Here is a 13,797-nt window from a genome sequence, read left to right as displayed (position 1 = left end):
CATCATGGAACTCACCCAGCTCTGGTTCATCCTCGTGGCCTTCTTCTTCGTGGGCTACTTCGTCCTCGACGGCTTCGACTTCGGCGTCGGCATGGCCCTGCCGCTGCTCAGCCGCGACGACACCGATCGGCGCGTGGTGATCAACACCATCGGCCCGGTCTGGGATCTCAACGAGACCTGGGTGATCGTCGCCGGCGCGGTGCTCTTCGCCGCCTTCCCCGAGTGGTACGCCTCGCTGTTCTCCGGCATGTACCTGCCGCTGCTGCTCATCCTGCTGGCGCTGATCGCCCGCGGCGTCAGCTTCGAGTTCCGCCACCAGCGCAAGCACGCCGGGTGGAAGCGGGCCTTCGACCGGATGATCATCGTCGGCTCGCTGGCTCCGGCCTTCCTCTGGGGGCTGATCTTCACCGGCGTGGTGCAGGGCCTGCCGATGACCGCCGATCATGACGTCCGCGCCGGATTCACCGACATCGTCAACCCCTACACCGTGCTGGGAGGTGTCACGCTGACGCTGCTCTGCCTGGTCCACGGTGCGGTGTTCATCGCGCTGAAGACCGACGGCGCCATCCGCACCCGGGCGCGTCGGCTCGCCGCCGGCGTCGGGGCCCCCGCCGCCGCGGCCGCCGTCGGACTGCTCGTCTGGACGCTGCTGGAGCACCGCGACGCCGCGCTGGCCGGTCCGGCGCTGGTGGTCGGCGTCCTCGCCGCGCTCGCACTGGTCGGCGGACTGGCGGCGAACCTCGTCGGTCGCGAGGGGCTGGCCTTCACCGGTCTGGCGGTGACGACGGCCGCGGCGATCAGCACGCTGTTCCTGGTGCTCTTCCCGACGGTGCTGCCCTCGACCTCCGGCGTCGGGACGCTGACCATCGACAACGCCAGCTCCACCGACTACACGCTGGGCGTGATGCTCTGGGTGGCCGCGTTCACCACGCCGCTGGTGATCGGGTATCAGATCTGGACCTACTGGGTGTTCCGCCGGCGGCTGACCCGCGAACACATCGCCTCCGCGGCGCACTGACGCCGTGGCCGCCCACCGCCCCCGGCCCGCCGCTCCCGACCCGCTCCCGACTGTGACGAGGTGACGCCGTGAAGCCGCTGGATCCGCGCCTGCTGCGCCATGCCCGCGCCGCGCGCGGGTTCCTGGCCGCGCAGGTCGCCCTTGGTCTGCTGCGCGTGGTGCTGGTGCTGGTCTTCAGCGCGCTGGTCGCCGCGGCGGTGGTCAGCGGCGCCGAGCTGGTCGGAGCCTCGTCGGACTGGCCGCTCGCAGCGCTGGGGGCGATGTCCGCCGAGCGTCGGCTGGTGCTGCTGCTGACCGCCCTCGCCGGGGTCGTGCTCCTGCGTGCAGTGCTGACCTGGGCTGAGGAGGTGCTCGCCGCGCGGGCGGCGGCCCGGGTGAAGAGTCAGCTGCGCGCCGCGGCGGTCCGGGCGCTGGCGCGGGCCGGAGACGCCGGTCTCGACGTCGACGGCGACGTCGACGGCGACGTCGACGGCGATGCCGACGGCGCGGGCCTCGGCGTCGCCGGCGGAGCCCGGGCCGCGACCACGCTGGGCCCCGGGCTGGATGCGCTGGACGCCTACTTCTCCCGGCATCTGCCGCAGCTGGTGCTCACTGTGCTGGCGGTGCCGGTGCATCTGATCGTGCTGGCGCTGCTGGACCTGACCACTGCGATCATCGTCGCGGTCACCATGCCGCTGATCCCGCTGTTCATGGTGCTGGTCGGCTGGACGACCCAGTCGGCCCAGTGTCGGCAGCGCGATCGGCTCGACACGCTCGGCCGCCGGTATCTGGACGTGGTCGAGGGACTGTCCACGCTGCGCATCTTCGGTCGGGCGCACCGCCAGCGGGAGAACCTGCACCGGCTCTCCGAGGCGCATCGGCGCTCCACGATGGCGGTGCTGCGGGTCAGCTTCCTCTCCGGCTTCGTGCTGGAGCTCGCCGCGAGCCTCTCCACTGCGCTGGTGGCCGTCTCCATCGGGATCCGGCTGGTCGACGGGCAGATGGTGCTGCTGGTGGGGCTGACCGCGCTGCTGATCGTCCCCGAGGCCTTCGCCCCGCTGCGCCAGGTCGGGGCGACGTATCACGCCGCCGCCGACGGACTGGCCGCGGCCGAGGAGGTCTTCGCGATCATCGCCCGCGGCGAGGGCGCGACGACCCGGCCGGCGGGCGATCAGGCCGACGCCGTCGGTGCGGCCGATTCCGGCGCGGGGGTCGCTCGCGGGGCGCGGCTGGAGGTCGCCGGGCTGAGCGTCGACCGCGGCGGTCGACGCGTCCTCGACGGCGTGGCGCTGACCGCCCGCCCCGGCGAGCTGACGGTGCTCACCGGGCCCAGCGGCGTCGGCAAGTCCACGCTCTTCGCCGCGCTGCTCGGACTGGTGCCGGCCGCCGGCGGGGCACGACTGCACGGTCCGCAGGGCGAGGTGCCGCTGCCTCGGGCGGCGATCGCCTGGTCCGGGCAGGACCATGGGCTGCGCGCCGGCACTGTGGCGGAGAACGTGGCCCTGGGCGAGCCCGCGGCGTCGGGGGCCGAGCACGCCGGTGCCGACGGCGCCTCCTCCGTCCGCTCGGCGCTGGCGGCCGTCGATCTCGCCGCCCTGGACCCTCGCCGGCGGCTGGGTGTCCGGGGCGACGGTCTCTCCGGGGGGCAGGCCCACCGCGTCGCCCTGGCGCGGGCGCTGCACCGTGCCCGGGCGCGCGACTGTCCGGTGCTGCTGCTCGACGAGCCCAGTGCCGCGCTGGACGCCGAGGCCGAGCAGCGGCTGCTGGCCACGCTGCGCGCGGAGGCCGCGGTCGGCCGGGTCGTGCTGGTCATCAGCCACCGCTCGGCGGTCATCGAGGCCGCCGACCAGCGGATCGACCTGGTCCCCGGTGCGGACTCCTCGGCGGCCGGGGCGACTGCGGCCCGGGCGACCGCCGCCGTCGCGACGAGGGGAGGCCGCCGATGACCGGGAGGACGACGCCGACGGTTCCGACGACGCCGGCGATGCCGACGGCGGGCCGTGCCGCCCTGCTGCGCCTCACGATGCCGGGCTGGCGTCGGATGGCTCCCGGCCTGTGCTTCGGTGCGCTCTCCGGGCTCTGCGCAGTGCTGCTGCTGGCCGCCTCGGCGTACCTGATCACCCGCGCGGCCGAGCAGCCGCCCATCCTCTATCTGAGCCTGCTGGTCGTCGGAGTGCGCGCCTTCGCCCTGGCGCGGGCGACGTTCCGCTATCTCGAGCGGCTCAGCTCGCACGACGCCGCCTTCCGGGTCCTGGCCGAGCTGCGCGTCGGTCTGGTCGAACGGCTCATCCCGCTGGCCCCCGCCCGACTCGGCGGGCGGCGCCGCGGGGACCTGCTCGCCCGGATGGTCTCCGACGTCGACCAGCTGCTCGACCGTCCCACCCGCGTGATCCAGCCGCTGGTCAGCTCGGCCATCGTCGCGCTGGCCGCCGTGGCCGGGGTCGCCTTCCTCGATCCGTCCGCCGCCGCGCTGCTGGCCGGACTGCTCGTCGTCGCCGCGACGGCCGGCACGCTGCTGCACGGGGCGCTGGCCGCCCGCGCCGAGCGGCGCACCGCCGGGCTGCGCGGCCGGCTGGCCGACGAGATCCTGGAGCTGGTCGCCGACCTCGACGTGCTGCTGGCCTACGACGCCGTCGAGGCGCAGCTGCGCCGGGTCGAGGACGTCGACGCCCGGCTGCGTCGCACCGCGCTGCGCAGCGCGGCCGGCACCGGCGTGGCCTCGGCGGTGCTCGCCGCGGCCTCCGGGGCGGCCGTGCTGGGACTGCTGCTGGTCGGCCTCGACGCGCTGGAGCCGCCTCGGTCGCTGGGCCCGGGCTTCCTGCCGCGGCCCGGCGAGGTCGACCCGGCCATGCTGGCGGTGCTCGCCCTGGTGCCGCTGGCGGTCTTCGACGTCGTCGCCGCCGTGCCGCCGGCGATCTCGGCCCGTCGCGGCGTGCTCGCCTCCGCGCGGCGGATCGTCGACGTCGCTTCGGAGCCGCCGGGCGCGTCGGCGGGCACGTCGGCGGGCTCCTCGGAGGAGCCGCCGGCGCCTGACCCCTCGGCGCCTGACCCCTCGGCGCCGGCCCTGGAGCTGATCGACGTCGCGGTCCGCCGACCGGGCGCGACGGCTCCGGTCAGCGCCCCGGTGACGCTGCGTCTGCGCGCCGGCGAGCGGGCGGTGGTCACCGGGCCCAGCGGCGTCGGCAAGACGGCTCTGGCGCAGGGGCTGGTCGGTCTCCTCGACCACGTCGGCACGCTGCGCGTCGGCGGCGTCGACGCCGCCGCGCTGACCGGCGAGCAGCTGCGGCGCCGGGTGTGCCTGATCGAGCAGGACGCCCACCTCTTCGACGCTACGATCCGGGCCAATCTGGCGCTGGCCCATCCGCAGGGGCCCGAGCAGGCCGACGACGCCGCGCTCTGGACGGTGCTCGAGGCCGTCGGGCTGGGCGGATGGGCGCAGGCGCGCGAGGGGCTGGACACGCCGGTCGGCATGGACGGAGTGCTGCTCTCCGGCGGGCAGGCCCGACGGATCGCCGTCGCCCGCGGGCTGCTCTCCGGGGCCGAGGTGCTGGTCCTCGACGAGCCCACCGCCCATGTGGATCCGGCCATGGCCGACCGGCTGCATGAGGAGCTGCTCGGCGCCGCCGGGGATCGCGCGGTCGTGCTGCTCTCCCATGTGCCGGTGGCAGACCGGCTGGTCGATCATCGCGTCCGGCTGCGTGCGGCGGGCGACGAACCCGATTCGCTCATCTGAGTAATCCGAAACACTCATCTGTTAGTGTGGTGCTGATCACCGATGGATGAAGGGACCGTTCCATGACTGCACTCAGCGTCGCCTCTCTGCCGCAGATCGCCGCGCAGAACGCCGGCCGGCTCACCGTGCCCGACTACTCCCTGGACGCGCGCCGCGTGGGCATCGTGCACATCGGCGTCGGCGGCTTCCATCGCGCCCACCAGGCGTACTACCTGGATCGGCTGTTCAGCGGCGGCCACGCTCCGGACTGGGCGATCTGCGGCGTCGGGCTGCTGCCCGGCGACGCGGCGATGCGCGAGGCGCTCGCCGCCCAGGACGGGCTCTACACGCTGGTGCCCAAGGCCCCCGACGGCGACCGCGACGCCCGGGTGGTCGGGTCGATCGCCGAGTATCTCTTCGCCCCCGAGGAGCCGGCGGCGGTGCTCGCGCGGATGACCGATCCGTCGGTGCGGATCGTCTCGCTGACCGTCACCGAGGGCGGCTACAACTACGAACCATCCACCGGCGAGTTCCGGCTCGACGCCTCGGCGGTGGCTCGCGACCTGGCCGCCGACTTCCGCGCCGATGCGCCTCGGGCGGCCTTCCCGGAGACGATGTTCGGCGTCGTGGTCGAGGCGCTGCGTCGTCGTCGGGCCGCCGGCGTCGAGCCCTTCACCGTGCTCTCCTGCGACAACGTCCGCGGCAACGGCGATCTCGCCCGGCGGATGATCCTGGCCTACGCCGCGGCGAAGGACGCCGAGCTGGCGGGCTGGATCGGCGATGAGGTCGCCTTCCCGAACTGCATGGTCGACCGGATCACCCCGGTGACGTCGGCGCAGGATGTGGCCATGGTCGCCGAGGACTACGGCATCGAGGACCGCTGGCCGGTGGTCAGCGAGGACTTCGTCCAGTGGGTGCTGGAGGACGACTTCCCCGCCGGGCGGCCGGCCTGGGAGGAGGTCGGGGTGCAGATGGTCGACGACGTCGAGCCCTATGAGCTGATGAAGCTGCGTCTGCTCAACTGCAGCCACCAGGTGATCGCCTACTTCGGACTGCTGCTGGGGCACACCTACGCCCACGAGGCCAGCGCCGACGAGGACCTGGCCCCCTTCACCCGCGAGCTCTACATGGACGGCGAGGGCACGCCCACGGTGCCCGAGGTGCCCGGCATCGACCTGGAGAGCTACAAGGACGAGCTGATGGCGCGGTTCTCCAACGCGCACGTCGCCGACACGCTCGCCCGGCTGGCCGCCGAGTCCTCCGATCGGATCCCCACCTGGATGGTGCCGGTCATCCGCGAGAACCTCGACGCCGGCCGCGACGTCTCGATCAGCGCCGCGGTCGTCGCCTCCTGGGCGCGCTACGCCGAGGGAGTCGGGGAGAACGGCGAGGTCTGGCCGGTGGTCGACCGGCTGCGCGAGCGGGTCATGGACGCCGCGGCCCGCCACGACGAGGATCCGCTGGCGTTCCTCCGCGACGCCGAGCTCTTCGGCGATCTGGTCGAGCGGCCGGAGTTCACCGCACCGTACCGGCGCGCGCTGCACGTGCTGCGCACCGACGGCGCGCGGGCGCTGCTGCGCGAGCTGCGCGGCCGCTGAGCTCCTCGGGGGCTGTCCGCGCATGACGAAGGGGCCGGCCCCGGAGGATCTCCGGGGCCGGCCCCTTCGTTCAGCGGCGTTCAGCGGCGTCGCTGCGCTCGCTCACTCTTCCTCGTCCGCGAGGGCCTCGACGTCGGCGAGGGCCGCGTGCGGCGTGTGGTCCGGGATGTCGCCGTTGAGGCGCAGGCCGGTCTCGACGTCGAAGAGGTGGATGCGGTCCATCTTCGGTGCGATGCGGACGACGTCGCCGCGCAGCGGGGGCCGGCGGCCGTCGACGCGGACCACCAGCGGCTGGAAGGTGTCGAGGTTCTTCGGCTCGCCGAAGATGTGGGCGTCGGCGCCGAGCTCCTCGGTCAGGTCCACGTCCATGTCGATGCCGCTGTCTGAGCCGAGGTCGATGTCCTCCGGGCGGATGCCCACGACGACCTTGTTGCTCGAGGTCTTCTTCAGCGCGTCGCCGCTGATCTCGAAGCGGTCGTTGCCGAGCTTGATGGAGTGGCCGTCGTGCTCGACCTGCAGCAGGTTCATCGCCGGGGAGCCGATGAAGCCGGCGACGAACACGTTGGCCGGGGCGTCGTAGAGGTTGCGCGGCGAGTCGACCTGCTGGAGGATGCCGTCCTTCAGCACGCACACGCGGTCGCCCATCGTCATCGCCTCGACCTGGTCGTGGGTGACGTAGACGGTGGTGACGGCGAGCTTGCGGGTCAGCGCGGCGATCTGCGTGCGCGTCTGCACGCGGAGCTTGGCGTCGAGGTTCGACAGCGGCTCGTCCATCAGGAAGACCTTCGGCGAGCGGACGATCGCGCGGCCCATGGCCACACGCTGGCGCTGACCGCCGGAGAGCGCCTTCGGCTTGCGGTCGAGGTAGTCCTCGAGGTCCAGCAGCTTCGCGGCGTCCTCGACGCGACGGCGGCGCTCGTCCTTGTCGACGCCGGCGATCTTCAGGGCGAAGCCCATGTTGTCGGCGACGGACATGTGCGGGTAGAGCGCGTAGTTCTGGAAGACCATCGCGATGTCGCGGTCCTTCGGCGAGACGTGCGAGACGTCCTCGCCGCCGATGAGGATGCGACCCTCATTGACCTCCTCGAGACCGGCGAGCATACGCAGCGCGGTCGACTTGCCGCAGCCGGAGGGGCCGACGAGCACGAGGAACTCGCCGTCGGCGATCTCGAGATGGAGCTGGTTGATGGCGGGGCGAGCACCGGGGGTGTAGATGCGGCTCGCGGCGTCATAGGTCACAGAGGCCATAGTCTTCAGTCCCTTTCACGGGCAGGTACGTGCCCGACGATCCGTTGTGAATGGGAGCTCGTCGCGGAGAGCGCTGTCCGATGCTCGGAGCCTCTCCGGGGTTCGCTCAGTTCGGTTGTGTGACGCGCATCGCGTGATCTGCGACACGATCACGTGAATCACATCATATTTCGGGAGCGCTGTCCATCGCATGTGTGGCGCATGACACTCGCGAGGCTCGCCGTCGGACCTCAGGCCACGACGGCCTGGGCGTCGATCTCGACGTGCATGACCTCGTGGGGCAGGCAGACGAAGACGGTCGTGCGGCAGGGCTTCCGGCCGCTGGGCACGTGCTCCTCGATGAACTCGGCGTAGGCCTCGTTCATGGCGGCGAAGTCCTGCTGGTCCTTCAGGTACACGCGGAGCATGACGACGTCCTCCATGGAGGCGTCGCCGGCCTCCAGGATCGCTCGGATGTTCTCCAGCGTGCGACGGGTCTGGACCCGGACGTCGCCGTCGCCGATGTACTGCGCCGTCTCCGGATCCATGGGGCCCTGGCCGGAGATCTGCAGGATCGGCCCTTTCCGGAGTCCCTGCGAGAAGGTGTGCGCCGGCTGCGGGGCGTTCTCCGTGCTGATGATGTGCTTGGTCATGTGTCAGGTCCTCTCTGTCGGGTTCCATCCCAGATCTGCGGAGGCCGCCTCCGCGACGGCGGTCAGCGAGGGCACCAGGGCCAGCAGCTGCTCCGAGTCCGCCAGCACGACCGGCACCGAGGTCGAGACGGCGGCGACCGCCCGGCCCGAGGCGTCGCGGACCGGAGCCGCGACGCAGTGCACGAACTCCTCGTGCTCCCGGTCGTCCATCGCCCAGCCGCGCGCGGCGACGTCATCGAGCGCCGCGAGATACTCCTGCGGGCCGGAGATGGTCTGGTCCGTGAATCGTCGGTAGTCCAGCGACGTCGCGATGTGCTCGCGCCGTGCGGCAGGCAGGTCGGCGATCAGCACCTTCGCCACCGCGGTCGCATGCAGCGGGGCGGTGAGGCCGACGCGGGAGTACATCCGCACCGCATGGCGCGATTCGAGCTTGTCGATGTAGACGACGTCGGGCCCCTCGAAGGCGGCGAGGTGGACGGTGTGCCCGGTGGCCCGGTTCAGCTGCTGCAGGTGTGGCCGCGCCACGGAGACGATGCTGCGCTCCTCCAGTGCGAGGGCCGAGAGCTCCAGGACCTTGGAGCCGATCCGATACCGTCCCCGCGCGTCCCGCACGACGAACCGGCAGTCCTCCAGAGTGTGGAGCTGGCGCATGACGGTGGTCTTGTGGGCGTCGGTCCGCCCGGCGATCTCGTCCAGCGTCGAGGGCTCGTGGGCGAGCTGGTCGAGGAGGGTCAGCGCGCGCCTGAGCGATTCGCTCATGATCTGCTCCCGTCGCGGCGCGGCGGCTCATGGTCCGGTCGCAGGGGTCGATGCGGCAGCTGAAGCCCTTCGGCCGAGGCTCGGACGGCGCGCCATGCGGCCTCCGAGGAGGCCAGTGCCGCGGCCGCCGTCTCCGTCGCCGGCAGCGGTCCCCGGTCGGTCGGCACGGTGAGCGTGGCCGCCGCGCAGAGGTGTCCGCTGCGCAGCGCCCTGCGCTGGTCGCCGCCGCGGAGCAGTTCGGCGAGATAGCCGGCGGCGAAGGCGTCGCCGGCCCCGACCGACTCCACGACGTCGACGGTCAGCGACGGCACGCGGGTGCGGGCGCCGTCGGCCTCCAGGGCGACCGCACCGACCGCCTCGTCCTTGATCACCAGCAGGCGCGGCGAGGGCAGAAGCTCGCGCAGCTGGTGCTCGTCGTGGACGTCGAAGGCGGCCTCCGCCTCGTCCCGGCCGACCAGCACGACGTCGGCCCGGTCGGCCAGTCGGGCGAGATCGGCGGCTTCCCGGCCCTCCCAGAGGGCGGGGCGCCAGTTGACGTCGAAGGAGACCAGCGCCTCGCCGGGCCGGCGACTCAGCAGCTCCTCTGTCATCGCGAAGCATTCCGCGGAGAGCGCGGGGGTGATGCCGCTGGTGTGGATCAGCCGCGCGGACTCGAGCAACCCGGGGAGTCGCCCGGTGCGCAGGAAGTCCGGTCCCATGGCGCTGGCCGCAGATCCGGCGCGGTAGTAGAGCATGCGGTCCGCCGCGCGGGCGGCGGGGTCCTTGGCGTAGAGACCGGTGTGCCGCCGCGGATCGTGCTCGATGCAGGAGCCGTCCACTCCGCCGTCCTGCAGCGTCCGGCGGATGCGTTCGCCGAAGGCGTCGTCGCCGAGGCGGCTCGCCCAGGCGGTGGACACCCCGAGCGACGACAGGCCCAGGGCGACGTTGGCCTCGGCTCCGCCGATCGACAGGCTGAGCGCGTCGCAGTCTGCGAGGCACTCGCCCGGCGGCGGGGTCACCATCGCCATCGCCTCACCCAGGCAGATCGCATCCGTCACCTGTGTGCCCCTCTCCCTCGTCGCCCCTCCGTTCGCCGCGCGCCGGCGTCCGGAGGCGCGGTGGCCGTTGACGGCCGGTGCGGTCGATGCTAAACATGATCCTGCTCACTTTGCAACGTTAATTGCATGATATGCAATGCAGGAGGACCCGTGGCCGATTCCCCGCGTCTGATCGATCCCATCGACCGGGAGCGCGTCGACGAGATCTCCGACGAGGTGCTGGGGTGGCGGCACCACGCCGTCCCGCGTGCCTTCCACGGCCTGACCGCCCGCGAGCTCGCGGAGGAGCGGCCGGCGCTGGGGCGTCTCCAGACGCCGGTGATGACGCTCGACGCCGGACGTCTGCAGGGCAACGGCGAGCGGTTCGCGGCCTGGTGCTCCCGCCACGGCGTGGACTGGGCGCCGCACGGGAAGACGACGATGGCCCCGCAGCTCTGGGCGCAGCAGCTCGCCCACGGTGCCTGGGGCATCACGCTGGCGAACGCGCCGCAGCTCCGGGTGGCCCGGCAGCACGGTGTGCGACGCGTGATGGTCGCCAACGTCCTCACCGATCCCGGGGCGATCGGCGAGGCCGCGCAGGATGTCCTCGACGGCGCGGAGATCGTGTCCTGGGTCGACTCGGAGCGTGCCGTCGCACGCCTGGAGGCCGTGCTCGCCGAGTTCCCGGAGGCGGTGCTGGACATCGTCGTGGAGCTCGGTGCACCTGGAGGCCGGACCGGCGCGCGGACCGATGACGAGGCGGTGGCGATCGCCCGCGCCGTCGCCGCCGCCCCGCAGCTGCGTCTGGTGGGCGTCGGCGGATACGAGGGCGCGCTCGCGCACACCGGCGACGCCGCCGCCCTGACGATCGTGCGCGGCTATCTCGAGCGCGTCGGCATGCTCCATGACCAGCTCGACGCCGAGGCTCTGTACGCCGCCGACGAGGTGATGATCACGGCCGGCGGATCCGCGTTCTTCGACGATGTCGTCGACGTGCTGGCCGAGCGTGTCCGCGAGGCGGGCGGGGGCCGGCCGGCCGTGCGCGTCGTGCTGCGCAGCGGGGCCTGCATCATCCACGACGACGGCTTCTATCGCGGGATCTCTCCGCTGGGCCGCACCGACCCTGACGGACCGGGCGCGCTGCGCTCGGCCATGCACTGCTGGGCGCGGGTGGTCTCGCAGCCTGAGCCGGGACTGGCCATCCTCGACGCCGGCAAGAGGGACGTCCCCGTCGACGAGGGGCTCCCGGCGCCGCAGCTGATCGGGCCGCGGCTCGGCGGCCCGATGACGGAGCTCCGGGACGCCGCGATCACCGCGGTGAACGACCAGCACTGCTTCCTCGTCGTCGACCCGGATCAGGAGATCTCGCCCGGGGACGTGGTGCGTCTGGGGCTCTCGCATCCGTGCACCGCGCTGGACAAGTGGCAGCTGCTGCCGGTGCTCGACGACGCGGACTCGCCGCAGGACGCCCGCGTGGTCTCGACCGTGCGGACCTGCTTCTAGGAGCATCCCGATGTCGATACCCTCCACGCTCGTCTCATGCGCCGCCGTGATCGACGGCACCGGCGCCGACCGTCGGATCGCCGACGTCCGGCTGGCCGACGGTCTGATCGCGGAGATCGCCGAGCCCGGCAGCCTCGTGCCACGGTCCGACGAGACGTCGGTCGACGCCGAAGGCCTGGTCCTGTGCCCCGGCTTCATCGACATGCACGCCCACTCGGACCTGCATCTGCTCACCCGTCCCGAGCACGCGCCCAAGCTCTCCCAGGGCGTGACCACCGAACTGCTGGGCCAGGACGGGCTCTCCTACGCGCCGGTCACCGACGTCACGCTGCCGGTGATCCGGGAGAAGATCGCCGGATGGAACGGCGACCCGGAGGACTTCGCCGTCGACTGGCGCACTGTGGCCGAGTACCTCGACCGCCTGGACGCCCCGGACGAGGCCGGCCGGCGGATCGCCGCGAACGCCGCCTACCTCGTCCCTCAGGGGACGGTGCGCGCCGCCGTCGTCGGATTCGACGATCGCCCGGCCACAGACGCGGAGATCGCGACGATGCGCGCGATGGTCGCCGCGGCCATGGAGCAGGGAGCGGTCGGTCTGTCGAGCGGGCTGACGTACACGCCGGGGATGTACGCGTCCTCCGCCGAGCTCGAGCAGCTCTGCGCCGAAGTCGCCGTCCACGGCGGGTTCTACGCCCCGCATCATCGCTCCTACGGCCACGGCGCGCTGGCGGCCTATGCCGAGATGATCGAGCTGAGCCGGCGCTCCGGGTGCGCGCTGCACCTCTCGCACGCGACGATGAACTTCGCGGAGAACGCCGGCCGGGCACCGGAGCTGCTGGAGATGATCGATGCCGCGCTCGACGACGGCGTCGACATCACGCTGGACACCTACCCCTACCTGCCCGGTGCGACCACGCTCGCCGCCATGCTGCCGAGCTGGTCCACCGCCGGCTCCGCCGACGATGCGCTCGCCCGACTCGAGGACCCTCGGACGCGGGCGCGGATCCGCCACGCCCTGGAGGTCGAGGGATCCGACGGATGCCACGGCGTGCCCATGGAATGGGACGCCCTCGAGATCTCCTCCGTGCAGGACCCGGCGCTCGCCGAGTGCGTGGGCCGGACGATCGCGGAGCTCGCTGCCTCGGCGGATCGCGAGCCGTTCGACGTCTTCTGCGAGATCCTGACCGCCGATCGGCTGGGCACCGGCATCCTCCAGCACGTCGGTCATGAGGAGAACGTCCAGACGATCATGACCCATCGCGTCCACACCGGCGGCAGCGACGGCCTGCTCCACGGCGACAGACCCCACCCGCGCGCCTGGGGCACCTTCCCCCGGTATCTGGGCCGCTACTGCCGGGACCTCGGGCTGCTCACGCTCGAGGAGATGATCCACCATCTCACCGGACGCCCCGCCGCCCGGCTGCGGCTCGTCGGCCGCGGCACCGTCTCCCTCGGCTCGGCCGCGGACCTGGTGCTCTTCGACCCCGAGGCGGTCGAGGCCCGGGCCACGTTCGACGAGCCCCGGCGGCCGGCCGCGGGCATCCACAGCGTCTACGTCAACGGAGTGCTCTCCTGGCGCCGCGGGCATCCCACGGGGGACCGCGCGGGCCGAGCGCTGCGCCGCACCGAGAAAGGAACTGAATCCCGTGACTGAGACCCTGGCAGGCCGCCTCGCCGCCGACAGGACGCTCGCCGTCGTGCGCGCGGAGGACATCCCCGACGCCGCGGAGCTGGCCGCCGCCCTGGCCGCCGGCGGCATCCGCGTCGTCGAACTCACCTTCACCACCCCGGGCGTGGCCTCGCATGTGCGACGCATCGCCGAGACCGCCGCCGAGCACGGGGCGATGGTGGGCGTCGGCACCGTCATGACGGCGGAGCAGGCCCGCGAGGCCGTCGACGCCGGGGCGCAGTTCCTGGTGACGCCGGGGATCCGCGAGGACGTGGCCGCCGTCGCCCGCGAGGCGCAGGTTCCGTTCAGCCTCGGGGCGATGACGCCGACCGAGGTGGGGCGCGCCATGGAGCTCGGCTCCGACCCGGTCAAGATCTTCCCGGCCGGAACCGTGGGGCCGCGATACCTCAAGGACCTCCAGGGGCCCTATCCGGGCGTGCAGCTGCTGCCCTCGGGCGGCATCGGCGCCGAGAACGCCGCGGCCTTCCTGGCCGCCGGAGCCGCGGCGGTGTGCTGCGGCACCTCCGTGGTGCCGCCCGCCGTGGTGCGGGACGGCGGCTGGACGGAGATCGCCGAGCGCGCCGCCTCGTTCACCGGAAGCTTGGACACGGCGCGTCCATGACCTCGGATCGTCGGGCGGGTCCGCCGCGGGACGGGATCACC

Annotated in this window: 11 protein-coding genes; 7 read left to right on the top strand and 4 right to left on the bottom strand. The window is 72.8% G+C overall.

Annotation, left to right across the window (positions count from 1 at the left end; all coding sequences use genetic code 11):
- The first annotated feature begins 4 nt into the window (after positions 1–4).
- The 4 genes from cydB (at position 5) to GU5_RS0110485 (ending at position 6,307) form a co-directional block, all read left to right on the top strand.
- Positions 5–1,018 carry a cytochrome d ubiquinol oxidase subunit II gene (cydB, locus tag GU5_RS0110500; RefSeq protein WP_010525532.1) on the top strand — a complete coding sequence of 338 codons (1,014 nt, stop codon included), beginning with the start codon at positions 5–7 and terminating at the stop codon, positions 1,016–1,018.
- A gap of 68 nt (positions 1,019–1,086) precedes the next feature.
- The gene (cydD, locus tag GU5_RS0110495; protein WP_010525531.1) at positions 1,087–2,943 is read left to right on the top strand and encodes a thiol reductant ABC exporter subunit CydD; all 1,857 of its coding nucleotides are present in this window, start codon (positions 1,087–1,089) and stop codon (positions 2,941–2,943) included.
- A complete protein-coding gene (gene cydC / locus GU5_RS0110490) occupies positions 2,940–4,730 on the top strand; it encodes a thiol reductant ABC exporter subunit CydC (protein ID WP_237704713.1) in 1,791 nt (596 codons plus the stop codon). The genes cydD and cydC overlap by 4 nt, the downstream gene beginning before the upstream one ends.
- Positions 4,731–4,792: 62 nt before the next feature.
- A complete protein-coding gene (locus GU5_RS0110485) occupies positions 4,793–6,307 on the top strand; it encodes a mannitol dehydrogenase family protein (RefSeq protein WP_010525529.1) in 1,515 nt (504 codons plus the stop codon).
- 102 nt (positions 6,308–6,409) lie between these two features.
- On the opposite strand, the gene GU5_RS15270 is transcribed toward GU5_RS0110485, so the two are convergent.
- The 4 genes from GU5_RS15270 to GU5_RS15265 form a co-directional block, all read right to left on the bottom strand.
- Positions 6,410–7,555, bottom strand: coding sequence for an ABC transporter ATP-binding protein (locus tag GU5_RS15270; RefSeq protein ID WP_010525528.1), 1,146 nt, complete (start codon positions 7,553–7,555; stop codon positions 6,410–6,412).
- Positions 7,556–7,785: 230 nt separating this feature from the next.
- Positions 7,786–8,187, bottom strand: a complete 402-nt coding sequence (locus GU5_RS0110475; RefSeq protein WP_010525527.1) for a RidA family protein — start codon at positions 8,185–8,187, stop codon at positions 7,786–7,788.
- A 3-nt stretch (positions 8,188–8,190) separates the two neighbouring features.
- Positions 8,191–8,946 (bottom strand): IclR family transcriptional regulator, encoded by a 756-nt coding sequence (locus GU5_RS0110470; protein WP_010525526.1) that lies wholly within the window; start codon positions 8,944–8,946, stop codon positions 8,191–8,193.
- Positions 8,943–9,983 carry a sugar kinase gene (locus GU5_RS15265; protein ID WP_010525525.1) on the bottom strand — a complete coding sequence of 347 codons (1,041 nt, stop codon included), beginning with the start codon at positions 9,981–9,983 and terminating at the stop codon, positions 8,943–8,945. Before GU5_RS15265 ends, GU5_RS0110470 begins: the two co-directional genes overlap by 4 nt.
- A 150-nt stretch (positions 9,984–10,133) precedes the next feature.
- Here GU5_RS15265 and GU5_RS0110460 point away from each other — a divergent pair, with 150 nt between their 5' ends.
- The 3 genes from GU5_RS0110460 to GU5_RS0110450 are packed head-to-tail and all read left to right on the top strand — an operon-like array spanning position 10,134 to position 13,756.
- Positions 10,134–11,465 (top strand): alanine racemase, encoded by a 1,332-nt coding sequence (locus GU5_RS0110460; RefSeq protein WP_010525524.1) that lies wholly within the window; start codon positions 10,134–10,136, stop codon positions 11,463–11,465.
- Between the two features lie 10 nt (positions 11,466–11,475).
- A complete protein-coding gene (locus GU5_RS0110455) occupies positions 11,476–13,119 on the top strand; it encodes an amidohydrolase family protein (RefSeq protein ID WP_010525523.1) in 1,644 nt (547 codons plus the stop codon).
- The gene (locus GU5_RS0110450; RefSeq protein ID WP_010525522.1) at positions 13,112–13,756 is read left to right on the top strand and encodes a bifunctional 4-hydroxy-2-oxoglutarate aldolase/2-dehydro-3-deoxy-phosphogluconate aldolase; all 645 of its coding nucleotides are present in this window, start codon (positions 13,112–13,114) and stop codon (positions 13,754–13,756) included. Before GU5_RS0110455 ends, GU5_RS0110450 begins: the two co-directional genes overlap by 8 nt.
- Positions 13,757–13,797: the final 41 nt, after the last annotated feature.

Source organism: Nesterenkonia sp. F, from assembly GCF_000220985.1.
Taxonomy (GTDB): domain Bacteria; phylum Actinomycetota; class Actinomycetes; order Actinomycetales; family Micrococcaceae; genus Nesterenkonia.
The sequence above is the reverse complement of the archived record's forward strand: the minus strand, read 5'-3'. Positions and strand labels throughout refer to the sequence as shown.

Excerpts from the sequence above, each read along its gene's own strand:
- cydB (WP_010525532.1), top strand. The coding sequence starts at position 5 with ATGGAACTCACCCAGCTCTGGTTCATCCTCGTGGCCTTCTTCTTCGTG.
- cydC (WP_237704713.1), top strand. The coding sequence starts at position 2,940 with ATGACCGGGAGGACGACGCCGACGGTTCCGACGACGCCGGCGATGCCG.
- GU5_RS0110485 (WP_010525529.1), top strand. The coding sequence starts at position 4,793 with ATGACTGCACTCAGCGTCGCCTCTCTGCCGCAGATCGCCGCGCAGAAC.
- GU5_RS15270 (WP_010525528.1), bottom strand. The coding sequence starts at position 7,555 with ATGGCCTCTGTGACCTATGACGCCGCGAGCCGCATCTACACCCCCGGT.
- GU5_RS0110475 (WP_010525527.1), bottom strand. The coding sequence starts at position 8,187 with ATGACCAAGCACATCATCAGCACGGAGAACGCCCCGCAGCCGGCGCAC.
- GU5_RS0110470 (WP_010525526.1), bottom strand. The coding sequence starts at position 8,946 with ATGAGCGAATCGCTCAGGCGCGCGCTGACCCTCCTCGACCAGCTCGCC.
- GU5_RS0110455 (WP_010525523.1), top strand. The coding sequence starts at position 11,476 with ATGTCGATACCCTCCACGCTCGTCTCATGCGCCGCCGTGATCGACGGC.